Genomic DNA, 23,943 nt, shown 5'->3' with positions numbered 1-23,943 from the left:
ACCATGGCCGATGTGAGCTACACCCCGGTGTTCCACCACACCGAGTGGGTGGACAAGGTGGACCGGGCCGAGGCGAGCGGGCCGAACGGCTTCAACATCCGGTTCAACGCCATCGAGCGCGACCTGCTTGAAGCGTCCACTGTGGTCACCGAGATCGCCACGGCGATCCGCACGGTCCGCACGTCCGCACCGGACGCGCCGGCGCGGATCACCTTCACCCCCCAGCTGCGCGACGTCCCGCCCGCTTTGGGCTTCGAAACCACCAACGCGGGCTTCCAGAGCGGGTTGAGCAATGCCCAGCTCGGAGCGTGTGCCGGTGTCGCGAACTTCGTGCCGCCCGACCGCGCCCGGCTGAGCACGGTGCGGGTCGTCGGCGGGATCGACGCGTCGGGGACCAACACCGCGGCCATTTCCGTGATGCGCATTCCCCTGCTCGGCGCCACGGCTTCCGCGACGAAGCTGGGCGGCGTGTCCCTCACCACGGTCGGCGACTTCGACCTCCAATCGCCGGTGAGCGACGACGTCGCCCTGGTCGATCTCAGCACCTTCCGGTACTTCGTGAGCGTCTCCTACCAGTGCACGGCCAGTGGCAGGCTGCAGATCCAGGCCGTCCACCTCGGCTTCGCCCCGCCGGCCTGACTTTCGGAAAGGACGTCATGACCGATCCACGGTATGACCCCAAGTTCCAGCACACCGACTGGGTGGACAACGTCGACCGCATCTCCGCGGGCGGCACCAACGGGTTCAACGTGCGGTTCGGCACGATCACCAGCGACCTCCGGCAGCTGTCCACGGTGGTCCTCCAGGTCGACGCCGCGCTCGACCTCGCCGCCGGTGGCGCCACGGGTCCTCAGGTGCTCACCGTGCCACTGGACTTCCCGCCGACGCCCCAGCGCGACGGGTGGAACTGCGACGCGAACGGCGCGGGACACCCCCAGGCCGGGACCGCCGGCGGCACCGCGGTGATGGGCCTGACGCTGCCCGACCACGTCCGGCTGACATCGTTCCGCGCGATCGGCCAGTTCGGCGGCGGCACAACCCGGCTCATCCTGACCCTCGGCCGGGCGCAGCTGACCGTCGCCACCCCGGTGCCGGACAAGCTGGCCGAGATCCGCAGCGACACCCAGACCCTGCCCGCCTCCTACGACGTCACGGCGACCGTCGACAGCCGGTTCGGCCTGGTCGACCTCAGCCTGTTCCGCTACTTCATCCTCGCGAACGCGACGCAGGTCTCGTCGCCGCAGCTCACCAGCCTGTCCGCCGTCCAGCTCGGCTTCTCCGTCGCTTGAGCGGGCCGGCCTGATGCGGATCGACTGCCACGTGCCGATCACCCTGCGGATCTCCGGAGTGCCGTCCGACGACCAGCTGGCGGCACTCGGGCGGGCGCTGACCCGTGCGGTGGCCTCCCGCCTGGCCGAGGCCGAGCGCCTGCTCGCCGACCGGCACGGCGTCGGCGCCGGTGCGGTGGTGGAGGTTCGCGAGTCCTACGACCCGCGGCGGGAGAGTGCCGGCCGGTACGCCGTGCCGTCCTACCAGCACAACGGCGAGCCTTCCGCGGTGCGGCTGCGTCCGGCCTCCGGGACGTCCGGCGACGAGCGCCAGGCGCTGCTCCGGAAGATCACCAGCCACCCGGGTGTGAAGGCGCTCGAGGGCAGGGCGGACTACCGGGCCGATCCGGCACGCGCCGACGCGAACCTGCGTCACTCCCACTTCCGCGACGACGCCGAGCGGCTTTCGTACGCGGTCGGCGTCTTCCGGGCCTACCTCGAGGCCGGCGGCAAGGGTGTATTGGCCGACCTGATGGCGGCCTACGAATCCGACCCCGGCACGTACACCTTGCTCTCCGAGCGGGAGCGTGACCAGCTGCGCGAACGACGTCAGCGGCAGCAGGCCGAGGAAGCCGTGTGGCTGGCCAGGCGTTCACCGGAGGACCTGTCCGGGTTCCCCGATCCGGCGGTTTCCGGTCCCTACCTCGACCAGGGCATCGCGTTGCCGTACGACAAGCTGGTCCCGGTTCCGGACCCGAGAAAAGGGTTCGACGAACAGGAGGTCAACCGGGTTCTCAAGGAGCCGCGGCGGTTCGAGCAGCTCTACCACGACGCCACCCACGGCCACGGCAAAGCCGCCTGGCTGGTGGCGCAGTTCGAGTGGCAGGTGCGGAACCTGGCGAAGGACGCGGTGCACGCCGTCAGCGACCCCTTCGACCGGCGCGGTCTGGAGAACATCCTGTTCGGCACCATCGGGTTCGACTTCGGCAAGTACGGCTTCTCGCCGCACACCGCTTCGGGCCGCCGGATGTTCATCGTCTTCGCGCAGGCCTACGCCGACGAGGCCCGCGATGTGCGCTTGTTCGTCACGGTGCTGAACAACCTGCTGAGCCTCGCGGGTGCCGGAAAGGTCGTCGGCACCGCGTTGAGCGCGGAAGCCCGAATCCCGGTCCCGCCGGTGCCGGAACCGGCACTGCCCAAGCCGCCACCCCCTCCGCCGGTACCGGAAGTCCCGTTGCCGCCGGTCAAGCGCCTGATCGGCTTCCGGCCACCGGACGCCCCGGCACCGGTGCCGAAGGCCGACACCTTGAGCCCGAAGGTCGCGGGCTTCGGACGGCCCATCGAACCGCCACCACCGGGCATGCCCGGCCCCGCGACCGCGCAACGGCTGCCGGCCGCGCGCACGGTCCAGCCCGGTACCGGTGCAGGCAAGGGCGTCACCTCGATGTCGGCGAACCAGCCGTCACCCGGCAGGCAGCTCGCCGAATGGGAGAAGAACGGCAAGGTCACCGGCAACGCGGGCGAACTGCGGCGGCGGCTGGAGTCAGGCGATCCCGAGGCGCAAGCGGAGTTCGAAAGCGTGCGGGAGGAGATCGCGCAGGGCGGCAAACCGCACATCGAGCCCTACCGTCAGCGACCGGCTCGCCGGGTGGCCAAGAAGGCGGGCGAGCGCATCAGTACGTCCACCAAGTCCGAGCTCGAGAACTCCGGGTGGCTGAAGAAGCGGCTTCCGGCGCAACGCGACCGGCGAGCGTTCATGGACTGGCTCAAGGCGCGGCACAAGGAGGGGATCCAGGGCGAGGAAGTGGTCGCGGAGCGGTCCGGGGTGGACGGTCACGACCACTACCCGCCCGGTGCTCCGGAGACCGAAGAAGTGGTGCGGGAGTGGGAACGCGAAATGGGCAGGCGGGAGTGACGTGAACCGGTCCGTCAAACGGTGCTACCACTTGCCCGACGTCATCGTCGTGCCGGAGTCCATGGTGCCGGACGACCGGCGGCGGCTCACCTCGGTGGTGCGTGACGCGATCACCGGCGCCGTCCGCACCGCCACCACCGCGGGCGACGCCGTCACGGTCCGAGCCGCCGCGCGCCCCGTGCCGCGCGAACGAGCCGGCCCGGCGGGAGCGACCTACGACATCCCGAGCTTCGGCGACGAGGGCCGCAAGGTGCCGTTGCCCGTCGCTGGTGCGGGGCCGGGGTTCGAGGACCGGCCGACCTTGGGGAACCTTCCCCGGGACGAGCCGGACACCGTCCGCCGGGTGGAGCTGAGGCTGGTGCGCGGGAAGTGGCGGGAGGTCGATGCGCGCGGCCGGACGTCGCACGCGAGCGGCAACTACGCCTTCGTGGTCCAGGACGAGCGGATCTACGCGGTCAAGCGGAGCTGGACCACGCTCGAGGGCGGGCCGGCCGGGCACACGGAGGCGGCCCGGGGCCACCGCGTCACGTGGGCGGGCACGGTGACCATCAGCCGGAACACCGGGCAGGTCACCCGCTGGGACGACGCGTCCGGGCACTACCGGCCCGCGGCGAGCCTGCGGCAGAGCGCCATCGACGCCGGACTGCCCGAGAACAAGTGGCAGCAGTCCGCGGAAACCCTGGCCCGGCCCCGCCCGGCCGGCGAACCGGGATCGCAGCTGCCCGTCTTCCAGCCGCGCACGCGGTCGAGAACCGGCGAACCGGCCCGCATCCGGCCCGGCGCACCGCAAACCGAGCTGCTCGAAGCACACCTGCGGGGCGGCGGGTCGTCCTCCGGTGGAGGCCCGGCCGCCGCACCCGTGGCCGGCCCGGCGAGCACCCCCAAGGTGCCGCCACGGGGCGACAAGGTGGTCGGGCGCGTGTCGTTCTCCTACGACACCGAGGCGCACGGCGGCGACCGCGTGCTGGCGAAGAACATCGATCTGTCCGACTATCCGGGCCGCGGGCCGGGCCGGATCAACCGGTTCTTCGCCGCGAACCCGCTCGCCGAGGGATTCACGCGCGTCGGGGTGTCCGAGTCGGCGAACAAGATCACCGATCTGCTGATGGACAAGGTCGCGGAGCATTTCGCCAAGGTCGTGCCCCAGGCCCGCGCGGCGCTGCTGGAGATGTTCCCGACCGGCGAGCAAATGCTCGCCGACTACCGGATCGCGGCGTTGTCGGCCGCGGCCGACGAGGTCATCGAGGGCCGTCAGCCCCCGGACCGGCCGCTGGCGGAGAACATCGCCGACCTGACCGCGTACCAGGACGCGCTGAACGAGGCGGTCGACCAGGCCCGGCGCTACCAGGCGGAGACCGTCCCGATCCTCGCCGACCTCCAGCGGCGCGCGAACGTCCTCGCCGACGTGGTCAACGACCTCGACCGCGCGTTCGCGTGGATCCACCGGTACCTGCCGGTCCTCTTCGCGTACTACCAGTCGTTCCTGCTGTGGCGCGCCAAGGAGGTGTTCCACCGTTTCCACGAGGAGATCAACACCCTGATCCACGTGCTGGATGGCCGCGAGACGCAGTACCGCAGGCTCGTCGAGCACCTGGACAAGCGCCAGGACAGCCTGATCGACCGCGTCGGCGACCCCAGCGCCTGGGCGGACGAGCTACTGGCCCGCGCCCGGCGGAAGCCCTGACCACGGAAGCCATGCACTCGAGCGCTCAGCCGAATCAGTGCTCCGCCGCGTGCGCCACGGAACCGATCACGGTGGCCGCGATGGCGCCCATGATCGCGTAGACCAGCGACCGCCGGAATTCGGCCAGGTCCGGTGCGGGCTTCAGGCGCACCAGGTTGCGGAGGACGCCGGACGACGACCACCAGTACGAGCAGCGCCGCCCCGAGCCATTTTTTGGCTGTGGAGAACAGAATGACGGCGAGCACGGCCAACCTGCCGAGCAGGCCGATCCAGAGCGTGCTGTCGAACGCGAACTCCACGAACTCGCCGATGACACGGCCGATGTCCGAGAAGCAGCCGAGCACCGCGGAAACGACGCCGGCCAGAAACGCGCCGACCTTGAACAGACTGACTCGCGAGCGCCGGCTCGGCGAGCCATTGCCAGCCGCCCTGCGCCGTGGTGCTGTCCGGCAGGCTCGCGACGAGGAACAGCACTCCGACGGCCAGGGCGAAGAACAGGCGCGCGATTCCCCGTCCGACGGGCCGTTCCGTGGTGACCCGGCGGGGGAGCGCGTCGACTGTCATGGCCTTACGGCCGGAGGGGTGCCTGCGGCCCGGATCAGGCTCCGTGGCACCCCTCCGCACGCTCTTGGACAGTGACGCGTCAGCGGGGCTGGTTGGCCCACCAGGTCTGCCCGGCCTCGGGCAGCGTCGAGATCGGGTCGTAGTACGGGTACCGCCGCTGCAACGCCTCGGGGTCCTCCAGCTCGATCCCCGTCCGGTAGTTCTTCGTCCAGTACGAAATCCCGAGCTCCCGGTCGTACTCGGCCAGCTGGTGCACCCACCGCTTCCCGACGTACGGCACGTCACACACGATCCGCGGCGTCGCGTACCCCGGCAGGTACCCCATGATCGAGTGCTGCAGCTCCTGCGCCTCGTGGACCGACACCCGCCAGTGCTCCGCGTTCGGGATCATGTCGCACATGTAGAAGTAGTACGGCAGGATGTTCGCCTCGCCCTGCAGCGCGAAGCACAGGTCCAGCAGCTGCGCCGGCGTCGCGTTGACCCCGCGCATCAGGACACCCTGGTTGCGGACGTCGCGCACACCCACGTTCAGCGCCGTCTGGGCCGCCTCCGCCACCAGCGGGGTCACCGACTGGGCGTGGTTCACGTGGGTGTGGATCGCCAGGTTGACGCCGCGGCGCTGGGCCGTCACCGCGACGCGCTCCAGGCCTTCGACCACCTTCGGCTGGATCCAGTGCTGCGGCAGCGCCGCCAGGGCCTTCGTCGCCAGGCGGATGTCGCGGACCGTGTCGATGTCCATCAGGCGCATCAGGAACGACTCCAGCTGCGGCCACGGCACGTTGGCCACGTCGCCGCCCGAAACGACCACGTCGCGCACACCCGGGGTCTTCTTCAGGTACGCGATCATCGCGTCCTGGCGGTCGACCGGCTTGAGCGTCAGCTTGTGCTTCTCGACCGTCTCGGTCGAGTTGCCGACCAGGTCCATCCGGGTGCAGTGGCCGCAGTACTGGGGGCAGGTCGAGATCATCTCGGCCAGCACCTTGGTCGGGTAGCGGTGAGTCAGGCCCTCCACGACCCACATCTCGGCCTCGTGCAGCGAGTCGCGCTCCGAGTGCGGGTGGCTCGGCCACGTCGCGTCGCGGTCGCTCTTGACCGGGAGCATGTAGCGGCGGATCGGGTCGGCGTAGAACGCCTCGGTGACTTTCGCCGGGTCGGTGCCCGCGGTGGGCGCCATCGTGTTGAGCATCTGCGGCGGCAGCAGCATCGACATCGTCGCCAGCTCGCGCTGGTCGGCGAGCAGGTCGTCGTAGAAGCGCTCCTCCAGCAGGTCGCCCATCAGGGCCCGCAGCTGCTTGGCGTTGCGGACGCAGTGCACCCGCTGCCACTGGGCGTCACGCCACTCGGCCTCGGTCACGTCGTGCCAGCCGGGGAAGCGGCGCCAGTCGGGTTCCACGAGCTCGGCGCGGGCGTACTCGTAGGGCTGGTCGAAGGCGGCGGCAGGCGTCACAGGTTCCTGGGTCGCAGTCACTTGTACTCCTAGTCGTCGGGAACGCGTTAAAATATCCTGTCATAACGTTCTCACGGAGTAAATCTTCCTGCCTGCTGGCGTGCCTTCACCCAGGTGCCGAAGGCCCCGCCTCCCCGGGGCAGACTCAAGGGCGTGACGGACGAACACACGACGCTCCTGCTCGGCGGGCGCATCTACACCCCCGCCGGACCGGACGCCACGGCCATGGCGATCACCGGCGGCACCGTGGTCTGGGTCGGCCAGGACGCCCCGGCCCGCACCCTCCACCCCGGCGCCGAGATCGTCGACCTCGACGGCGCGTTCGTCGCGCCCGCCTTCGTCGACGCCCACGTCCACGCCACCGCCACCGGCCTGCACCTGAGCGGCCTCGACCTCACCGGCGTCCGCAGCGGCACCGAACTGCTCGCCCACGTGCGCGACGCCGCCGTCCCCGGGCAGGTCCTGCTCGCCCACGGCTGGGACGAAAGCGCCTGGACCGACGCCCGGCTGCCCAGCCGCGCCGAACTCGACGCCGCCGCCGGCACCGCGCCCGTCTACCTCAGCCGCGTCGACGCCCACTCCGCGCTGGTCTCCACCGCGCTGGTCGAGCTGGCCCCGGCCGCCCGCGACGCCGACGGCTGGTCACCCGACGGCCCGCTGACCCGGGCCGCGCACCACGCCGTGCGTGCGGCCGTGCGCGCCGCGATCACGCCCGGGCAGCGCGAACGCGCCCAGCGCGCGTTCCTCGCCGAAGCCGCGGCCCAGGGCATCGTCAGCGTCCACGAATGCGGTGGCCCCGACATCTCCGGCCGCGACGACTTCGCCGCCCTGCTCGCCCTCGCCGGCCCGGACACCCCCGAGGTCGTCGGCTACTGGGGCGAGCCCGGCGCGGTCGGCACCGCCCGGGAGCTCGGCGCCCGCGGCCTGGCCGGCGACCTGTTCGTCGACGGTGCCCTCGGCTCCCACACCGCCGCCCTGACGACGCCCTACGCCGACCACGCCGGCTCCGGCACGCTCTACCTCGACGCGCACCGCATCGGCGAGCACCTGGCCGCCTGCACCGAGGCCGGGCTGCAGGCCGGGTTCCACGTCATCGGCGACGCCGCCGTCGCCGAGGTCGTCGAAGGCTTCCGGCTCGCCGAGAAGGAGGTCGGGCAGCGCGCCCTCGCGGCCCGCCACCACCGGCTCGAGCACCTGGAGATGGTCACCGCCGACCAGGCGAAGCTGCTGGCCGGCTGGGGCGCGGTGGCTTCGGTGCAGCCGCTGTTCGACGCGCTCTGGGGTGGTGAGGGCGGCATGTACGCCGAACGCCTCGGCACCGACCGCGCCGCCGGGCTCAACCCGTTCTCGACGCTGGCCGCCGAAGGCGTCCTGCTGGCCTTCGGCTCCGACGCGCCGGTGACCCCGCTCGACCCGTGGGCGAGCGTCCGCGCCGCCGCCTACCACCGCACCCCGGGCGCCGGCCTGTCCCCGCGCGCCGCGTTCACCGCCCACACCCGCGCCGGGCACCGCGCGGCCGGTGTCAACGACGGCGTCACCGGCAGCCTCGTCCCGGGCGCACCCGCGCACTACGCGATCTGGGACGCCACCGACCTCGTCGTCGCGACCCCGGACAGCCGCGTGCAGCGCTGGTCCACCGACCCGCGCGCCGGCGTGCCACCGCTGCCGCGGCTCGAACCGGACGCCGCCCTGCCGCGCTGCCTGCGCACCGTCCGCGCGGGTGAAGTCCTCCACGACGCCATCACCTAGAGTTGTCACCCGTGGCAGTCACCGTGGCGGACCCCGAACCGGGCGCCCCGCACCAACCCGCCCGCACCCGGCGGTTCCCGCGAGCCTGGCTGCTGCGCCTGGCCGGCGCGCTGGTGTCCGGGTTCGCCTACTACCTCAGCTTCGCCCCGCGCCCGCTGTGGTGGCTCGCGCCGCTGGCGTTCGCCGGGTTCGCGCTCGTGCTGCGCGGCCGGCGCAGCTTCCGCGGCGCGTTCGGCTACGGCTTCGCGTTCGGGTTCGTCTTCTTCCTGCCGCTGCTGACGTGGCTGCTGGACTTCCTCGGCCCCGACTTCGGGCCGTGGCCGTGGCTGGGCCTGTCGTTCGCGCTGGCGCTCTACTACGGCCTCGCGGGCGGCCTCATGACCTGGGTGTCCCGCCTGCCGCTCGCGCCGCTGTGGAGCGCGTTGATCTTCATCGCGCTGGAGACGCCCCGCGCGTGGTTCCCCTTCGGCGGCTTCCCGTGGGGCCGCGTCGCGTTCAGCCAGCCCGAAGGCGCGTTCCTGCCGCTCGCCTCGATCGGCGGCGCGCCACTGGTCGGCCTCGCCGTCGTCCTCACCGGTTTCTGCCTCGCCGCCCTCCTCGGACGGCTCTGGGACGGCCGTGCGGCGCTCACCACGGCGCTGCGGACCCGCCCGGCTGTCTTCGCCGCCACCGGCACGCTGCTGCCCGTGGTGGCCGGCCTGGCGCTGTGGCCCACCGTCGGCACCGGTGCGCAGGACGGCGAGCTGACCGTCGCGACCGTCCAGGGCAACGCGCCGGACATCGGCCTGGCGCTGCAGGGCGAGCGTGACGTGCTGCGCAACAACACCATCGCCGAGAGCCAACGGCTCCTCGACGCCATCCACGCCGGCAAGGTCCCGAAGCCCGGCCTGGTGCTCTGGCCGGAGAGCGCGACGACCGTCACCGGCCCGGATCCGCAGGTCGACCAGCTCGTGGCGAACTTCGGCGTGCCCGCGCTGGTCGGCGCGATCTACGAGCTGCCCGACCGGCACCTGCAGAACTCCGTCATCGCCTGGGACCCGCACACCGGGCCCGGGCAGCGCTACGCGAAGCAGCAGCTGGTGCCCTTCGGCGAGTACGTGCCCGCCCGCAAGCTCGCCGAGCTCGTCACGCCGTTCCTCGACTCCGAGACCGTCGACATGGTCCCCGGCGACGGCAAGAACCAGACCATGACCGTCGCCGGCACCAAGGTCGGCATGTTCGTCTGCTACGAGGCCGCGTTCGACTACCCGGCCCGTGACGCCGTGCGCGACGGCGCCGAGCTGCTCGTCGTGCCGACCAACAACGCCTGGTACGGCGAGAGCGAGATGAGCGTCCAGCAGCTGGCGATGTCGCGGCTGCGGGCGGTCGAGCACGGCCGGTCCGTCGTGGTGTCCGCCGTCTCAGGAGTGAGCGCGATCGTCGCCCCCGACGGGACGGTTACCAGCTCAACGGGCCTTTTCACCGCCGATTCCCTGGTCGGGCGCGTCCCGCTGCGGACGCAGACTACGCTGTCGGATCGACTCGGTGCGTGGACGGAGTACGGGCTGCTGGCACTGGCGATCGCCGGGGTGGCCGGCGGGCTCGTGCTCCGTTTTCGCACCCGGCGCGGCAGCGTCGGCACGGCAGGGGAAGCGGCGGACTGACCGCCGCGGATATCGGAGGAGCACGGATGTCGCAGGCGCCGCGGGGGGCCCGGGAAATCGAGCCGGTGCTGGTGGTGATCCCGACGTACAACGAGCGGGAGAACCTCGGCCCGATCCTGGATCGCCTGCACAAGGTACTCCCGGACGTGCACGTACTGGTAGTGGACGACGGCAGCCCGGACGGCACCGGTGAGCTGGCCGACGAGCGCGCGGCCGCGAACGGGAACATCCACGTGCTGCACCGCACCGAGAAGGCCGGCCTCGGCGCCGCCTACATCGCCGGGTTCCGCTGGGGCCTGGCGCGGGAGTACAACACGATCGTCGAGATGGACGCCGACGGCTCGCACGCGCCGGAGGATCTGCCCCGGCTGCTGGACGCGGTGGGCGACGCCGACCTGGCCATCGGGTCGCGGTACGTGCCGGGTGGCGCGGTGGTGAACTGGCCGCTCAACCGCCAGATCCTCTCGCGCGGCGCCAACATCTACTCGCAGGTCGCGCTGGGCATGCGCACCCGCGACATCACCGCGGGCTTCCGCGCCTACCGCCGCCCGGTGCTGGAGAAGCTGGCCCTGGACGAGGTCAACTCGCACGGCTACTGCTTCCAGATCGACCTGACCGTCCGCACGGCCGACGCCGGGTTCGAGATCGTCGAGGTGCCGATCACCTTCACCGAGCGCGAGATCGGCGAGTCGAAGATGAGCGGCTCGATCATCCGCGAGGCGTTCCTGCGGGTGGCCACGTGGGGCGCCGAGCGCCGCTGGCAGCAGCTGCGCCGCCTGGTCAAGCGGAGCTGACCCGCGCGGTCACGATCCACGTCCGGGCGCCCAGCAGCACGCCGTCCGGGGTCTCGTACGCCGCGAACGCCTCCCGCAGGCGGTTCGCGGCCTCTTCGGTGGGCAGCAGCTCCTGGACGTCCTTGAGACCGAGGGCGAACTCGCACGCCGTCGCGGCGTCGGGCCCGTAGCAGACGGGGTCGCGCAGCTCGGTGAACTCGACGTCGCCGAAGCCCGCGGCCCGCAGCAGGGCGTCGGTGTGGTCCCGGTCGCCGAGGGAGAAGTGCGGCCCGGCCGGTGGCGGGGTGGTGCCGGGCGCGACGGCGTCGTGCAGCACGGAGTACCACTCGTTGCGGGTCCGCTCCTGCCACACCAGCAGCACCAGGCGCCCGCCGGGCCGCAGCGCGCGGGCGAGGGTGGCGAACGCCGCGGGCGGGTCGGTGAAGAACATCGCCCCGAAGCGGCTGAGCACGACGTCGAACGACGCGGCCGGGAACTCGCGGGCCTGCACGTCGGCGACCTCGAAGCTCGCCCCGCCGAGCTCGCGGGCCTTGGCGATCGCCTGCTCCGAGACGTCGACGCCCAGCGCGTTCGCGCCCGCCTGAGCGGCTTCGCGGGTGGACTCGCCGGTGCCGCAGCCGACGTCGAGGACGTCCTCGCCCGGCCGGACGGCGGCCGCGGCGCGGAACCGCTCGTTGTGCGGCCGGACCTCGGCGTCGAACAGCGCCGCGAACCGGACCCGGTGCTCATTCACGTCGTCTTCTCCCGTCATCGGCCATCATGGGGCCGATGACGACCATCGTGGCCTTCCACGCCCACGCCGACGACCCCGTCCTGCTGAGCGGCGGCACCCTCGCCCGCGCGGCGGCCGACGGGCACCGGGTGGTGGTCGTCGTGGCCACCGACGGTCTGGACGACTCGGTTCCGACGCAGCGCTGGCGGGAGCTGGAGGCGAGCGCGGCCATCCTCGGCGTCCGGCGCGTCGTGCACCTCGGTTACGCCGACAGCGGGCACGGGCCCGAGCTGTACCCGGATCCACCCGGCCGGCAGCGCTTCGCCCGCGCGGACACCGAGGAGGCCGCGCACCGGCTCGCCGCGGTGCTGCACGAGGAGAAGGCGGATCTCCTGCTCGGCTACGACCCGAACGGCGGCTACGGCCACCGCGACCACGTCAAGGTGCACGAGGTCGCCCGGCGGGCGGCCCGGCTGACCGGGACGCGGCTGCTGGAGGCCACGCTGCCGCGCGACACCGTCGTCCGGCTCGTCCGGGTCGTTCGCGCGCTGCGCATCCCGTTCCGGTACGACCACGCTGCCTTCGGCCGGCTCTACAGCCCGGCTTCGGCCATCACCCACCGGTTCGACGTGCGGCGGTTCGCCGGGCGCAAGCAGGCGGCGCTGGCCGCGCACGTGTCCGACGTGCGCGGCAGCGGGCGGTTCTCGGCGGTGCTGCGGGTGCTCGTGTGGCTGCCGGCGCCGGTGTTCGCGCTCGTGGCGGGCCGCGAGTGGTACGTCGAGGTCACGGAAACGCGATCCCGAGCGCTGCAAGTTTCTGCACGTTCTGGTCGGAGTCGTCCGCGTCGGTGATGACCCCGGCGATGTCGGCGAACGGCAGCACGGTGAACCGCGAGGCGGCCCCGAGCTTCTCGGCGCTGGCCAGTACGTAGGTGTCGGCGGCGCGCCGGGCCAGGGTGCGCTTCATGGCGGCTTCGTCGGCGTCGCCGGTGGTGAGCCCGGCGTCGGGGTGGACGCCGGTGACGCCGAGCAGGAAGACGTCGGCGCTGATCGCCTGGGCGGCCTCGGCCGCGGCGGCACCGCAGGTGACCGCGGAATGCCGGAAGAGCCGCCCGCCCAGCAGGAAGACCTCGATTCCCGGGTGGCCGAGCAGGGCGACGGCGACGGTCGGGCTGTGGGTGACGACGGTGGCCTCGAGGTCTTTCGGCAGGGCGTGGGCGACGGCGAGGGTGGTGGTGCCGCCGTCGAGGATGACCGTCGAGCCGGGCCGGACCAGGCCGGCGGCGATGGCGGCGACCCGGTCCTTGCCGTCGACGGCGATGGCCGTGCGGCTCGCGTAGTCGGCGACGGCGGGGGAGACGGGCAGCGCGCCGCCGTAGACGCGCTGGCAGAGCCCGGCGGCGGCGAGGTCGCGCAGGTCGCGGCGGATGCTGTCCTCCGACACGCCGAGCTCGGCCGCCACGTCCTTCGCCAGCACCTTGCCCTCGGCCGCGAGCCGGGCGAGCAGCAGGTCACGACGTTCCCCGACCAGCATGCACAGTCCTCCTTGTTTCTGCCGAATCATGCACATTATGGTCGGGTCATGACCTCTTCGACAAGCCTGTCCCGCAACCCGCGTGTCCGGGTCACCGACGTGGAGCTGCTGTCGTCGGCCTGGTACGTGCTGCGCCGCACGACGTTCGACTACCGGCACGGCGACGGCCGCTGGACGACCGAGCAGCGCGAGACCTACGACCGCGGCAACGGGGCGACCGTGCTGCTCTACGACGCGGCCGGCGGGACGGTGCTGCTGACCCGCCAGTTCCGCTACCCGGTCTACGTCAACGACCACCCGGACGGGATGTTCATCGAGGCGGCCGCGGGCCTGCTGGACGCCGACGACCCGGAGACGGCGATCCGCCGCGAGGCACAGGAGGAGACCGGCGTCCGCATCGGCGAGCTGGAGCACGTGTTCGACGTGTACACGAGCCCGGGCTCGGTGACCGAGCGCCTGCACTGCTACGCGGCGCCGTACGACCCGGCCGACCGCGGCGAGGGCGGCGGCATCGCCGAGGAGGGGGAGGACATCGAGGTGCTCGAGCTGCGCTTCGACGACGCCCTGAAGATGATCGAGACCGGCGAGATAGCCGACGCGAAGACGATCATGCTCCTGCAGTGGGCAGCCCTGCACGGCCCGTTCCGCAGGACGGCGGACTAGGCCGTACCCAGAGGGTCGGCTCGCGTACCCGGACGGTCGGTTCGTGAGCCGACCCTCCAGGTACGCGAGCCGACTCCCTGGGTACGTGGGCCGACCCTCCGGGCATGCGAAAGGCCCCCGCGGGGGGAGGTCGCGGGGGCCTTTCCGTTGTGGTGGGAGCGGTGGCTACGGGCCGACGCTCTCGGGGCTTACGCGGACCGGGAGGTCCGCCTGCCCTTCAGCTCGGCGAGACGTTCGTTCAACAGGTCCTCGAGCTCGGGGATCGTGCGCCGCTCGAGCAGCATGTCCCAATGCGTGCGCGGCGGCTTGACCTTCTTCTGCTCGGGCTGCCCGCCGTCCACGATCTCCGACTCGCTGCCGTGCAGGCGGCATTCCCAGACCGTCGGGATCTCGGCGTCGTCGGAGAACGGCACCTCGAACTCGTGGTTCTTCGGGCAGGCGTAGCGCACGGTGCGACGTGGTGCGAGGTCGTGGTTGCGGTCGGTCTCGTAGCTGACCGCTCCCAGCCGGCTTCCACGAAGAACACGGTCGGCCATGATGGGGGTCCTTTCAGTCAGCTCCGGGTGGAGCCTGGGTGATGCTCACCCTATGCAACGACTTGGGGCCCCCGAGGATTCCCGGGATGCCATGTCGTTGCTCACGATGAGCTGCGTCACCCAACGGCATCAGCTTCCTCTAGTAGGAGGCATTTCGCGCTTCGGCGTGACGTCAATACGGCCTTCTTAGTGCTGATATCCCCCGGATGGGCTACTGGCGCCCATGTCAGGTCAACCGTAACTGACCGTGATGACCAGTAACGGGCCCCAAGTCACCCGATCGAAAGTGGCGGCGACACAATACCTGATAACGCACAGTAGCGTTTTCGACCTCAAAACCGGCCAAAGCTGAAGATTCAACTACGGATTGTTCGGTATCTGCCACCACAACGGTGTCGCCCTCCCGCACGACCTCGCCGTCGAGCACCCGCGCGTTGAACCGTCCGGGCAGCCCGCACCAGCACAGCACCTCCACCTGAACCGGCTGCAGCTCGTCCGCCAGTTCGAACAGGCGAGCGGCCCCCGGGAACAACCGGCTCCGGAAGTCCGTCGCGATCCCGAAGCAGTACACGTCGATCTCGACCTCGTCGGCCAGCTCCGCCAGCTGGTCGACCTGCCCGGGGGAGAGGAACTGCGCCTCGTCCACCACGACGTAGTCCACGTGCTGCCCGCGCGCCCACTCCTGCCGCACCAGGTCCCGCACGTCCGTGTCCTCGCCGACCTCCACCGCCTGCCGGCTCAGCCCGATCCGGCTCGAGATCTGCGGCGCGCCCGACCGGTCGTGCCGCACCAGCACCAGCCCGCGTCTGCCCTGCCGCGCGTGGTTGTGGTCGATCTGCAGCGCCAGGGTCGACTTCCCGCAGTCCATCGGCCCGTAGCAGAACTTCAATCTGCCCACCGGCGGTGTCCCGCGGCGCGAGCCGGCCGCGGGAACCGACGAGAGGGCGTCGGTCGGATCGGGGCCGGCGGCCCGGTCGTTCAACAAGGTCACGACACCCGACCCTATCGGTGACTGGACACTCGTCCAGGACAGCCCGGTACAACACGGCGTGAGACTGTCACAGCACTCCGCGTGACAGTCGAACGAAGGCCGTCACAGGACCTCCGGCGGGGTGTTGCCCGCCGCCACGATCGCCCGCCGCACCGGCACCAGCCACACCAGCACCAGCCCCGCCGCGAAGAAGATCACCAGCGCGATGATCGCCAGCCGGAACGACCCCGTCGCCTGCCCGACCCCGGCGAACAGCAGCGGACCCAGCCACGACGTCCCCCGCTCGCCCACGACGTAGAGCGAGTAGTACTGCGCGTCCTTGCCCGCCGGGATCATCTGGCTGAACAACGACCGCGACAACGCGTTCGTTCCCCCCAGCACCAGCCCGATCCCCACCGCCACCGCGAGGAACTGCACCAGCTGCTTCGGCTGCACGAAGTACGCCCCGGCCAGCACCACCACCCACAGCACCAGGCTGCCCAGGATCGTCCGCTTCGCCCCGACCCGCCGCGCCACCAGCCCGTGCAGCGTGCCACCCAAGTACGCCACGAACTGGATCACCAGGATCGTCACGATCAGGACCTCGTTGCCGAACCCCAGCTCGTCCTTCCCGTACTGCGCCGACACCGTGACCACGGTGTTGATCCCGTCGGTGAAGACCAGGTAGCTGCCCAGGAACGCCAGCGTCAACGGGTACGCCTTCGCCGCCACGATCGTCTGCCGCAGCTCCGTGAAACCCGCGCGCAGCACCGACGCCCCCGGCGCGACGTCGACCGGCGTGTGCCGGCGGGGGAGCGCCCGCACCGCCGGCACCGTGAACAACGCCCACCACAACCCCGAGGTCAGGAAACAGATCTGCACCGCGAGGTCCTTGCTGACCCCGAACGTGTCGTGCCCGAGGTAGAACCCCAGCTGCAACGCCAGCGCCAGCCCGCCGCCCAGGTACCCGAACGCCCAGCCCTTCGCCGAGATGTCGTCCCGCTCGTCCGGCCCGCCGATGTCGACCAGGAACGAGTAGTAGACGACCAGCGAACCGCCGTAGCCGATGTTCGCGATGATGAACAGCACCACGCCCAGCTGCCAGTCCGAACCGGCGAAGAAGAACATCGCCGCCGCGGCCGCCGCCCCCAGGAACGCGAACCCGGCCAGGATCCGGCGCTTGTTGTGGCTGCGGTCGGCCACCGCACCCGCGATCGGCAGCACCAGCACCTGCACCACCGTCGCCACCGACAGCAGGTAACCCCACACCGAACCGGCGGGGAAGTGCAGCCCGAACAACGTCACGTCGCAGTTGTGGAGCGTGTCGGTCTTGCCGGCCGCGTCGAGGCAGGCGCGGTCCCCGTTAAGGGTGAAGTTCGACTTCGCGTCCGCGGCCGCGATCGTGCTCATCGAGAGGGCGCCGAACACCGTCGTCGTCGACGAATAGAACGGCGAATTAGCCCAGTCGTAGAAATACCAGCCCCACCGCTCGCGCTTGCTCGAGCGCGTCCCGGCCAGCGTCATCCACGGCTCCTTCACCTCGAAAACCAGCAGGTCAGCGCGGAGACTACTGGGGGCATCGCGACCCGGGGGACCAGACCACCCGAACCGTGTCCGCTTTGTCGCTTCGTGCTCATCCGCCACTTCCGGGGCAATCACCGACCGCGCGTGACCGCGTGTCGCTGACTCGTGTGAACAGTGTTTCGTGTGAGACTCAGGCGGGCAGTGTGTCCCTTGTGGTCAGTGGGACACGCTCCTACTGTGCTCCCATGATCCAGAACCGGAGACGCACCACCGCGAGAATCGTCCTTCTCGCCATCGCCGCCTTGGGTCTGCAGCTCACCGTTCCCGCCGTCGCCTCCGCGGACCCCGCGACCACGGCCTGGGCCAAGCTCCGCATGTGCGAGTCGAGCGGCCGCTACGCCACCAACACCGGCAACGGCTACTACGGCGCCTACCAGTTCGACCTGCCCACCTGGCGCAGCGTCGGCGGCGCCGGCCGTCCCGACCAGGCCGCACCGTCCGAACAGGACTACCGGGCCCTCTACCTCTACCGCATGCGCGGCTGGCAACCCTGGCAGTGCGCCGGCATGCTCAAGCTCGCCGGCGACGCCGACGCCCGCAGCAAGCGCGTCCCCACCTACGCCGACTCCGCCTACATCGGCGGCGGACCCTCCCCCGCACCCACCCCACCGCCCCCGAGCGGCAAACCGGCGTGGCCCGGCGTCGTCTACCAGTACGGCGACTGCGCCGCCCCGCTCAAGACCTTCCAGCTGCGCATGAACGCCTTCGGCTACGGCTTCACCGGCACCGGCTGCTACTACGAGAAGACCCGCACCGCGGTCCTCGACCTCCAGCGCGCCAACGGCATCAAGGACAGCGGCCTGCTCGGCCCCAAGACCTGGGACGCCGCCTGGAACGGCAAACCACCCCGCTGACCCTCACGGCTCCTGCGACCGCGGCCAGGAGCCACGCTCGATCAGCACCTCGCGCAGCAGGTCCGGCCGGTCCGTCACGATCCCGTGCACCCCCAGGTCCAGCAACATCCGCATCTCCGCCGGATCGTCGATGGTCCACGTGTGCACCTCGATCCCGGACCGGCCGGCGATCGACAGGAACGCCTTGTCCACCACCCGCAACGCACCCTGGCGCACCGGCACCTGCGCCATCGCCCCCAGCACCAGCCGCCCGAGGGGGAGCAGCGGCAGCTTCCCCCGCGCCCACAGCGCGAACGCCGACCGCGGTCCCATCGCCGTCACCAGCTTCGGCCCCGCCAGCTTCCGCAACCGCACCAGCCGCGCGTCCGAAAACGCCGCCGCGGCCACCCGGTCGTGCGCCTTCGTCCGCTCCAGCACCTCCACGAACGGCGTCACCGCCTGATCCGCCTTCACATCGATGTTGAACCGCGCGTTCGGCAGCTCCTCCAGCACGTCCTCCAGCCGCGACAGCGGAGCCTTCCCGCCGACCTTGACGTTCTTCAGCTGCTCCCACGTCTGCGTCGCGATCGGCCCCGACCCGTCCGTCGTCCGGTCCAACCGCGCGTCGTGGTGCACGACCACCACACCGTCCGCCGTCGCGTGCACGTCCGTCTCGAGGTACCGGTACCCCTCCTCGCACGCCCGCCGGAACGCCGGCAGCGAGTTCTCGAGCCCGTCGAGCTCGTCGAGGTGCCACCCCCGGTGCGCGAAAGCACGGGGGAGCGGATCGGCCAGGTACGGAAACGACGCCTGCATCCCCCAAGTGTGCCCTTCCGCCATGACCCCGGCATGAGCAATCGATGGCCAGCTAGGGTCTCCGGGGTGAGGGAAGCCGCCGAACTGACCCAGCCCGCCCCGGTAGAGCTCGTTCCGGGACGCCGCGGCGCGCCCCGCCACTGCGGCTGGTGTGGCCGGCGTCTCCCCGAAGGCGGCAACGTCGGCCGCCGGCGCCGCTACTGCGGCCAGTCCTGCCGCCAGCGCGCCTACGAGCGACGGACCGCACTGCAGCGCAGCGGCCTGCCCGAAGACGCCGTCGTGCTGTCCGACACCGAGGTCGCCGCCCTCCAGGACCGGCTCTTCCAGCTCCGGTGCGCCGCCGAAGACATCGTCACCGCGGCCGACGACGGCGCCGACACCCGCGAACTGCGCGGACTCGCCGCCGAAATCGCCCGCGCCGCGAAGGATCTCGAACAGCTCCGCTGACCGGCACCACCGAGCACATTCGTGCAGATCTTGCACACCCCGTCACCTTGCCTGTACGCAAAGGATCACCCCCGGCCACCCACGCCTGAAACCCTGACGCTCGGTGTCCGTTGACGAGCTGAACGTGGGGGAGAAGGCGAATGGCGGAACGCGCGAGGGCATGGGCGAGCGTCGACAATGCCGGCACGCCCACCTACCGGGACGTCGTCACCGCGCACCTCCAGGCCCTCGGCGTGCACCACGCCGGCTTCGCGACCTCCCTGATGGGCGACTGGGCGAGCCGGCCCGTCACCGAGTTCGACGACCACCACTCGTTCGCCGCGAACGACGGCTCACCCGTCGAATTCTCCTTCGCGATGACCCGAACCGGCGTGGAACCGCGAATGGGCTTCGAACCACAGGACACCCCCGCGCGCCTGACCGAACACCACTTCGTGCGGCGGCTCCCCGGCGACACGACCAGGCTGCGCCTCATCGAGGACCTCTTCGCGCCCGCAGGCGGCCTGTTCTCGATGTTCTGCGCGACCGCGTTCCGCCCGGCCGGGCCGTTGTTCAAGGTCTACCTGAACCCCGCCGCCGGGGGACAGCCGCACCAGACCGTCGGAGAAGCCATGCACCGCCTCGGGCTGAGCGAACCCTGGGCCCAGCTCGACGAACACCTGGGCACCGGCTGGTCCGCCTCGCCGCACCGCGAGATCGCCGTCTTCGCGCTCGACCTCAGCGCGTCACCCGAAGCCAGGGTGAAGCTCTACCTCCGCCACACCGGCTGCGAACCGGCCGAACTCGAGCGGATCGCAGCCCTGGCCGAGGACCACCAGCCCGACCTCTTCACCAAGATCCTCACCCGCGTCTACGGCGACTCGACCCTCGCGAAAGCCCCCATGACCTGCCTGGCGTTCCAGGGGAACCGACCCCACCCCACCTCCGCCACCCTGTACTGCCCGCTCGACCCGAACGTCGCCAACGACGCCGAAGCCGCCACGCGCGTCCTGGACCTCCTGGAGATCTCCGGCATCGCCCCCGACCGCTTCCACGCCCTCGCCACCGCGATCTCCGGACCCGACCTCACCCGAGGCCGCCGGCTCAGCTGGCTCAGCTACAAACAACCCGACGACCCCGTCGTCACCATCTACGCCGGCCTCGACGGATCACCCCCAGGACCCAACCCGTCCAACGCCCGGTAAGTCCGGTTGCTCGCCGCCGCCGCCCGCTGCTCCCGCCCCGTCGCCTCGATGTAGTTCTGGCTCGTCGCCAAACTCGCGTGCCCCAGCAACGCCATGATCTCCGAAGCCGTCGCCCCGTCCTCCGCCAACCGCGTCGCGAACGTGTGCCGCAACGCGTGCAGATTCGCCCCCACCGGCACCCGGTCGTGCAACCCCGCCCCCCGATAACACGACTTCACCAGGTACTCCAGCGCACCCCGCCCGATCGGCTCACCCGCCCGGTCCAGCAGCAACGGCGAACCAGGGGAGAACCGCACACTCGAAAACCGCACTCGGCACGACTCCCGGTACCGCTCGATCAGCTCCGCCAGCACCGGCTGCACCGGAATCGACCGATCCCGGCTGCCCTTCCCCTTCACGTGCAACCGCAGCTCACCCGCGCGCCCCACCAGCGACCGCGCCGTCAGCGCCCGCATCTCCGCCGCCCGCAACCCCGCCACCAGCCCCAGCGCGATCACCAGCACGTCCCGCTCCGGCCACGGATCCCGCGCGCGCCGCGAACCCGCGGCCGCCGCCGACAGCAACTGCTCCGGGGTTTCCTCACCCCGCAACGGTTTCGGCGTCAACGCCGGCGTTCGCGGCCGCGCCACCGCACCCATCGGGTTGCCCTCCAGCAGCCCGTCCGCCACGCAGAACGTCAGGAACTGGTTCCACGTCGACCAGGCCCGCAGCACCGAGCTCTTCGCGTGCCCGTCGGCGAACGCGCCGAACACCGACCGCAGGGCCGGCCCGGTCAGATCGGCGACCTCCAGGTCTTCGGCCGGGCGGCCGAGCTCCGAAACCAGGAGAGTGGTGATCCCGGCGAGGTCACGGCGGTAGGCGTCGGTGGTGTGCGGGGAGTCCTTGCGGGGCCGGCGGGCCGCGAAGAAGGCTTGCTGGGCCTCGGAAACCTTCATGTGGATCTTGTACAGCACACCACCGACAGTTTCGGCCTCCGGGTCACCTCACATTTCATGCATAATGGCAATTATGCATGAAATGTCGGTTTAGTCCGGAACGACCTCCCGGGGGATCCCGGACTCTCTCGGAGACGATTCCAAGCCCGGATCCGCCCTTCCGACACGCACGGCGGGGATGCGCACATATGTTCGACTCGTCGCGAGGCTGCCTAAGGCGGCACCTCAGGCGGGCCGGCCCGGAGGTCGCCAAGACAGTCAACTTCACTGACTGCCGCCTGACTGCGCCGTATCTGACTTCCGTAGTTTCGTCACCGTGACGTTTTGAGGTCGGGTGGCGGCGCATCGGCTCCGCGGCTTCAGGGGATGCTTCTGCGGCCTCCCGAGGTCGCCCTCAGGGCCGTCCGGGGCCCGATGCGGGAGAACGTCCGGGTGAAAACCTCAGCAGGAGCCGTCCTGGCGAACTCGACGCACCTCCCGGGAACCTGCCTTCAGCACCCCTCCTGGCTCTCTGTCTCAGCACGTCCCGAAGTGCCGATAATGTACATTATGTCAAGTAGTCGGCTGGGCGGCCTCTCTCTCAGAACCCCATCTGCTGACGCAAGGTCGTGAGCGTGTGCGAGGACTCGACCGTGCTCTCCACGTCCGACACCGCGACCCCCTGGATGAGCGCGTCCGCGACCACCATCGCCGTCGCCGCGTCACCGGTCAGTCCTGTCGGTGAGTGCGGCGCGATGAGCACGACCGAGACCGCGTCCTTGAGCTGGTCGGCCAGTTCGGCCGTGACGAGCACGCACTGTGCGCCGACCGTGCGCACGCGGTCCAGGAGCACGTCGAGGTCGATCAGCATCCGGCCGGGGTCGAAGGCGATGACGACGTCGCCGCGTTCGAGACCGAGCAGGTCGTCGGGCAGGCCGAAGCCGGACGAGCGGATGGTGCGGGCGCGGCGGCCGAGGCGGCGGAGCTTGAAGGTGAGGTGTTCGGCGACGACGAAGGACGCGCCGAAGCCGAACGGCACGATTTCGCGGGCGCCGAGCATGAGTTCGACGGCTTGGCGGTAGGCGTCCGCGGAGAAGCCGTCCCGCATGAGCTTGATCCGGTCGAGCCATTCGGCGGTGACCATCTCCCAGACGTTCGGCAGGTCCCCCTTGGTCGCTTCGACGCGGCTGCGGGCGCGGACTTCGGGTGCGGTCTGGTCGGTGAAGGGCCGGGCGATGGCGGATTTGAGTTCGGCGAGGCCGGCGTAGCCGAGGGTTTGCAGGGTGCGGACGACGGTGGCGTTGCTGGTGCGGGTTTCGGTCCCCAGTTCGACGGCGGATCGGTAGAGCAGCTGTTCGGGGGTCATTTCGCCGAGGAGGCGGCAGACCTCTTGGGCTGCCGGGGACAGGTGGTCCCAGTGTTCGCGGATGCGGGCGCGGAGATCGGTGATGCCCTGATTTCGCGTTAACTCTGTTACAACGGGCCCGCTTGACGTATGGTCTCGTTCCATCACGAACGTAATCGTACATCATTACCGCGTTCCGTAACGGGATCTACACGCCAGGAGCAAGCCGATGCCGAGTCCCAGAGTCATCGAGGTCTCGAGCGCCTCCGCGCTCGACCGCGGCAAGCAGTACGGTGCCGAGGCCGCCGACCTCATCGCGGCCGCCATCGCCTATTACCGCGCAAGCTTCGCCCGCCAGGCCGGCCTGAGCTGGCCCGAAGCGCTGGCGCACAGCGCGCCGTGGCAGCTGCTGATCGAGCGGGACTTCCCCGAGATCCTCGAGGAGATGGCGGGTGTCGCCGAGGGTGCGGGCGTCGACCTGGCCGAGGTCGTCGCCCTCAACTGCCGCGGTGAGATCGCCTACGACAACTGGTTCGCCCAGCCCGGTGCTCGGCCGGAGGTCGACGGGTGTACCTCCTTCTCCCTCACCGACGGCGCGGCCGGCGACGGTCACGTCTACGCCGGGCAGAACTGGGACTGGCGCCACGCCATCCGCGACACGGTCGTGGTGCTGAAGGTCGTCCAGCCGCCCAAGCCGACGCTGGTCATGCAGCTGGAGGCCGGCCAGATCGGCCGCCACGGCGCCAATTCGCGGGGTCTCGCGCTGAACGCCAACGGGCTGGGTGGCCGCATCGACGATTCCATCGGTGTCCCCCAGACCGTGATCCGGCGCGCGGTCCTCGATTCGGACACCATCGCCGACGCGCTGAAGACGCTCACGTGGACCAAGGCCCACATCCCCAGCAACGCGCTGCTGACCCATCGGGACGGGTTCTCGATCGACGTCGAGACGACCCCGGCGGGGCACGGCTGGGTGTACCCGGAGGACGGGCTTCTGGTGCACGGCAACCACTACGAGGCCATCGACCCGCCCGAGGCGGACCGCCGGCTGATGTCGCCGGACTCGCTCGTGCGGGTCCCCCGGGCTCGCCGTGGCCTGCGGAAGGCGGCCGGTGCGGAGAAGTCGGTGGACGTGCGCACCGCGATCCACACGGCGATGTCGGACCACCTCGGCCGGCCCGACTCGGTCTGCACGCACCCCGACGAGCGGGTCCCGGAGCTGGATCAGTGGTCGACCACCCTGTCCAGCTGCGTCGACCTCACCACCGGCGACTACTACCTCGCGCCGGGCTCCCCCTGTGAGCACCCGTACGAGCTCGTTCCGTTCAACCTGTACCGATGA

Annotated in this window: 23 protein-coding genes; 14 read left to right on the top strand and 9 right to left on the bottom strand. The window is 70.9% G+C overall.

The window, feature by feature from the left end:
- Positions 1–3: 3 nt before the first annotated feature.
- The 5 genes from QSK39_RS15185 (at position 4) to QSK39_RS15165 (ending at position 5,506) form a co-directional block, all read left to right on the top strand.
- Positions 4–639, top strand: a complete 636-nt coding sequence (locus QSK39_RS15185; RefSeq protein ID WP_285478384.1) for a hypothetical protein — start codon at positions 4–6, stop codon at positions 637–639.
- A gap of 17 nt (positions 640–656) precedes the next feature.
- On the top strand, positions 657–1,289 hold the full coding sequence (locus tag QSK39_RS15180; protein WP_285478383.1) for a hypothetical protein: 633 nt from the start codon (positions 657–659) through the stop codon (positions 1,287–1,289).
- Positions 1,290–1,302: 13 nt separating this feature from the next.
- Positions 1,303–3,183, top strand: a complete 1,881-nt coding sequence (locus QSK39_RS15175) for a hypothetical protein (protein WP_285478382.1) — start codon at positions 1,303–1,305, stop codon at positions 3,181–3,183.
- A 31-nt stretch (positions 3,184–3,214) separates the two neighbouring features.
- On the top strand, positions 3,215–4,867 hold the full coding sequence (locus tag QSK39_RS15170) for a hypothetical protein (RefSeq protein ID WP_285478381.1): 1,653 nt from the start codon (positions 3,215–3,217) through the stop codon (positions 4,865–4,867).
- A gap of 231 nt (positions 4,868–5,098) precedes the next feature.
- Positions 5,099–5,506 carry a hypothetical protein gene (locus QSK39_RS15165; protein ID WP_285478380.1) on the top strand — a complete coding sequence of 136 codons (408 nt, stop codon included), beginning with the start codon at positions 5,099–5,101 and terminating at the stop codon, positions 5,504–5,506.
- Positions 5,507–5,510: 4 nt separating this feature from the next.
- Here QSK39_RS15165 and QSK39_RS15160 read toward each other — a convergent pair whose 3' ends face one another.
- Complete coding sequence (locus QSK39_RS15160) at positions 5,511–6,899, bottom strand: KamA family radical SAM protein (protein WP_285478379.1); 1,389 nt, start codon at positions 6,897–6,899, stop codon at positions 5,511–5,513.
- Between the two features lie 132 nt (positions 6,900–7,031).
- Here QSK39_RS15160 and QSK39_RS15155 point away from each other — a divergent pair, with 132 nt between their 5' ends.
- From QSK39_RS15155 to QSK39_RS15145, 3 genes are read left to right on the top strand one after another with little or no spacing between them, the layout of a single operon-like run.
- The gene (locus QSK39_RS15155) at positions 7,032–8,627 is read left to right on the top strand and encodes an amidohydrolase (RefSeq protein ID WP_285478378.1); all 1,596 of its coding nucleotides are present in this window, start codon (positions 7,032–7,034) and stop codon (positions 8,625–8,627) included.
- Positions 8,628–8,638: 11 nt separating this feature from the next.
- Entirely contained in the window at positions 8,639–10,270 is a 1,632-nt protein-coding gene (lnt, locus tag QSK39_RS15150) for an apolipoprotein N-acyltransferase (RefSeq protein WP_285478377.1), read from the top strand.
- Positions 10,271–10,296: 26 nt separating this feature from the next.
- The gene (locus QSK39_RS15145) at positions 10,297–11,064 is read left to right on the top strand and encodes a polyprenol monophosphomannose synthase (protein WP_285478376.1); all 768 of its coding nucleotides are present in this window, start codon (positions 10,297–10,299) and stop codon (positions 11,062–11,064) included.
- Here QSK39_RS15145 and QSK39_RS15140 read toward each other — a convergent pair.
- On the bottom strand, positions 11,051–11,797 hold the full coding sequence (locus tag QSK39_RS15140) for a class I SAM-dependent methyltransferase (protein ID WP_285478375.1): 747 nt from the start codon (positions 11,795–11,797) through the stop codon (positions 11,051–11,053). The two genes, QSK39_RS15145 and QSK39_RS15140, sit on opposite strands and share 14 nt — an antisense overlap.
- A 35-nt stretch (positions 11,798–11,832) precedes the next feature.
- On the opposite strand from QSK39_RS15140, the gene QSK39_RS15135 reads away from it, so the two are divergent.
- Positions 11,833–12,627, top strand: coding sequence for a PIG-L deacetylase family protein (locus tag QSK39_RS15135; protein ID WP_285478374.1), 795 nt, complete (start codon positions 11,833–11,835; stop codon positions 12,625–12,627).
- Here QSK39_RS15135 and QSK39_RS15130 read toward each other — a convergent pair.
- The gene (locus tag QSK39_RS15130; RefSeq protein ID WP_285478373.1) at positions 12,560–13,309 is read right to left on the bottom strand and encodes a DeoR/GlpR family DNA-binding transcription regulator; all 750 of its coding nucleotides are present in this window, start codon (positions 13,307–13,309) and stop codon (positions 12,560–12,562) included. The genes QSK39_RS15135 and QSK39_RS15130 overlap by 68 nt on opposite strands.
- 48 nt (positions 13,310–13,357) lie before the next feature.
- Between QSK39_RS15130 and QSK39_RS15125 the strand changes: the two genes are divergently transcribed.
- On the top strand, positions 13,358–13,972 hold the full coding sequence (locus tag QSK39_RS15125) for an NUDIX domain-containing protein (RefSeq protein ID WP_285478372.1): 615 nt from the start codon (positions 13,358–13,360) through the stop codon (positions 13,970–13,972).
- Between the two features lie 188 nt (positions 13,973–14,160).
- Here the strand turns inward: QSK39_RS15125 and QSK39_RS15120 are convergent, their stop codons facing one another.
- The 3 genes from QSK39_RS15120 to QSK39_RS15110 all read right to left on the bottom strand — a co-directional run bounded on the left by QSK39_RS15120 (position 14,161) and on the right by QSK39_RS15110 (position 17,002).
- A complete protein-coding gene (locus QSK39_RS15120; RefSeq protein ID WP_003081521.1) occupies positions 14,161–14,508 on the bottom strand; it encodes an RNA polymerase-binding protein RbpA in 348 nt (115 codons plus the stop codon).
- A 226-nt stretch (positions 14,509–14,734) separates the two neighbouring features.
- A complete protein-coding gene (locus tag QSK39_RS15115; protein ID WP_285478371.1) occupies positions 14,735–15,499 on the bottom strand; it encodes a thymidine kinase in 765 nt (254 codons plus the stop codon).
- Between the two features lie 102 nt (positions 15,500–15,601).
- Positions 15,602–17,002 carry an MFS transporter gene (locus QSK39_RS15110; RefSeq protein WP_285478370.1) on the bottom strand — a complete coding sequence of 467 codons (1,401 nt, stop codon included), beginning with the start codon at positions 17,000–17,002 and terminating at the stop codon, positions 15,602–15,604.
- A 245-nt stretch (positions 17,003–17,247) separates the two neighbouring features.
- On the opposite strand from QSK39_RS15110, the gene QSK39_RS15105 reads away from it, so the two are divergent.
- Positions 17,248–17,916 carry a transglycosylase family protein gene (locus tag QSK39_RS15105; protein ID WP_285478369.1) on the top strand — a complete coding sequence of 223 codons (669 nt, stop codon included), beginning with the start codon at positions 17,248–17,250 and terminating at the stop codon, positions 17,914–17,916.
- A 3-nt stretch (positions 17,917–17,919) separates the two neighbouring features.
- Here QSK39_RS15105 and QSK39_RS15100 read toward each other — a convergent pair whose 3' ends face one another.
- Positions 17,920–18,711 carry a glycerophosphodiester phosphodiesterase family protein gene (locus QSK39_RS15100; protein WP_285478368.1) on the bottom strand — a complete coding sequence of 264 codons (792 nt, stop codon included), beginning with the start codon at positions 18,709–18,711 and terminating at the stop codon, positions 17,920–17,922.
- Positions 18,712–18,777: 66 nt separating this feature from the next.
- On the opposite strand from QSK39_RS15100, the gene QSK39_RS15095 reads away from it, so the two are divergent.
- The gene (locus tag QSK39_RS15095) at positions 18,778–19,158 is read left to right on the top strand and encodes a hypothetical protein (RefSeq protein WP_285478367.1); all 381 of its coding nucleotides are present in this window, start codon (positions 18,778–18,780) and stop codon (positions 19,156–19,158) included.
- 140 nt (positions 19,159–19,298) lie between these two features.
- Entirely contained in the window at positions 19,299–20,342 is a 1,044-nt protein-coding gene (locus tag QSK39_RS15090; protein WP_285478366.1) for a tryptophan dimethylallyltransferase family protein, read from the top strand.
- Here the strand turns inward: QSK39_RS15090 and QSK39_RS15085 are convergent.
- Both QSK39_RS15085 and QSK39_RS15080 read right to left on the bottom strand, forming a co-directional pair.
- Entirely contained in the window at positions 20,288–21,295 is a 1,008-nt protein-coding gene (locus QSK39_RS15085; RefSeq protein WP_285478365.1) for a tyrosine-type recombinase/integrase, read from the bottom strand. The genes QSK39_RS15090 and QSK39_RS15085 overlap by 55 nt on opposite strands.
- Positions 21,296–21,857: 562 nt before the next feature.
- Positions 21,858–22,622 (bottom strand): MurR/RpiR family transcriptional regulator, encoded by a 765-nt coding sequence (locus tag QSK39_RS15080; protein ID WP_285478364.1) that lies wholly within the window; start codon positions 22,620–22,622, stop codon positions 21,858–21,860.
- A gap of 208 nt (positions 22,623–22,830) precedes the next feature.
- On the opposite strand from QSK39_RS15080, the gene QSK39_RS15075 reads away from it, so the two are divergent.
- Entirely contained in the window at positions 22,831–23,943 is a 1,113-nt protein-coding gene (locus tag QSK39_RS15075) for a C45 family autoproteolytic acyltransferase/hydrolase (RefSeq protein ID WP_285478363.1), read from the top strand.

It is taken from the genome of Amycolatopsis sp. NBRC 101858, assembly GCF_030269325.1.
Classification (GTDB): Bacteria; Actinomycetota; Actinomycetes; order Mycobacteriales; family Pseudonocardiaceae; genus Amycolatopsis; species Amycolatopsis ponsaeliensis.
The sequence above is the reverse complement of the archived record's forward strand: the minus strand, read 5'-3'. Positions and strand labels throughout refer to the sequence as shown.

Coding starts and splice junctions, on each gene's coding strand:
- QSK39_RS15185 (WP_285478384.1), top strand. CDS start 4: ATGGCCGATGTGAGCTACACCCCGGTGTTCCACCACACCGAGTGGGTG.
- QSK39_RS15130 (WP_285478373.1), bottom strand. CDS start 13,309: ATGCTGGTCGGGGAACGTCGTGACCTGCTGCTCGCCCGGCTCGCGGCC.
- QSK39_RS15120 (WP_003081521.1), bottom strand. CDS start 14,508: ATGGCCGACCGTGTTCTTCGTGGAAGCCGGCTGGGAGCGGTCAGCTAC.
- QSK39_RS15110 (WP_285478370.1), bottom strand. CDS start 17,002: ATGACGCTGGCCGGGACGCGCTCGAGCAAGCGCGAGCGGTGGGGCTGG.
- QSK39_RS15100 (WP_285478368.1), bottom strand. CDS start 18,711: ATGCAGGCGTCGTTTCCGTACCTGGCCGATCCGCTCCCCCGTGCTTTC.
- QSK39_RS15125 (WP_285478372.1), top strand. CDS start 13,358: ATGACCTCTTCGACAAGCCTGTCCCGCAACCCGCGTGTCCGGGTCACC.
- QSK39_RS15135 (WP_285478374.1), top strand. CDS start 11,833: ATGACGACCATCGTGGCCTTCCACGCCCACGCCGACGACCCCGTCCTG.
- QSK39_RS15145 (WP_285478376.1), top strand. CDS start 10,297: ATGTCGCAGGCGCCGCGGGGGGCCCGGGAAATCGAGCCGGTGCTGGTG.
- QSK39_RS15165 (WP_285478380.1), top strand. CDS start 5,099: ATGACGGCGAGCACGGCCAACCTGCCGAGCAGGCCGATCCAGAGCGTG.
- QSK39_RS15105 (WP_285478369.1), top strand. CDS start 17,248: ATGATCCAGAACCGGAGACGCACCACCGCGAGAATCGTCCTTCTCGCC.
- QSK39_RS15075 (WP_285478363.1), top strand. CDS start 22,831: ATGCCGAGTCCCAGAGTCATCGAGGTCTCGAGCGCCTCCGCGCTCGAC.
- QSK39_RS15175 (WP_285478382.1), top strand. CDS start 1,303: ATGCGGATCGACTGCCACGTGCCGATCACCCTGCGGATCTCCGGAGTG.
- QSK39_RS15090 (WP_285478366.1), top strand. CDS start 19,299: ATGGCGGAACGCGCGAGGGCATGGGCGAGCGTCGACAATGCCGGCACG.
- QSK39_RS15080 (WP_285478364.1), bottom strand. CDS start 22,622: ATGACCCCCGAACAGCTGCTCTACCGATCCGCCGTCGAACTGGGGACC.
- QSK39_RS15180 (WP_285478383.1), top strand. CDS start 657: ATGACCGATCCACGGTATGACCCCAAGTTCCAGCACACCGACTGGGTG.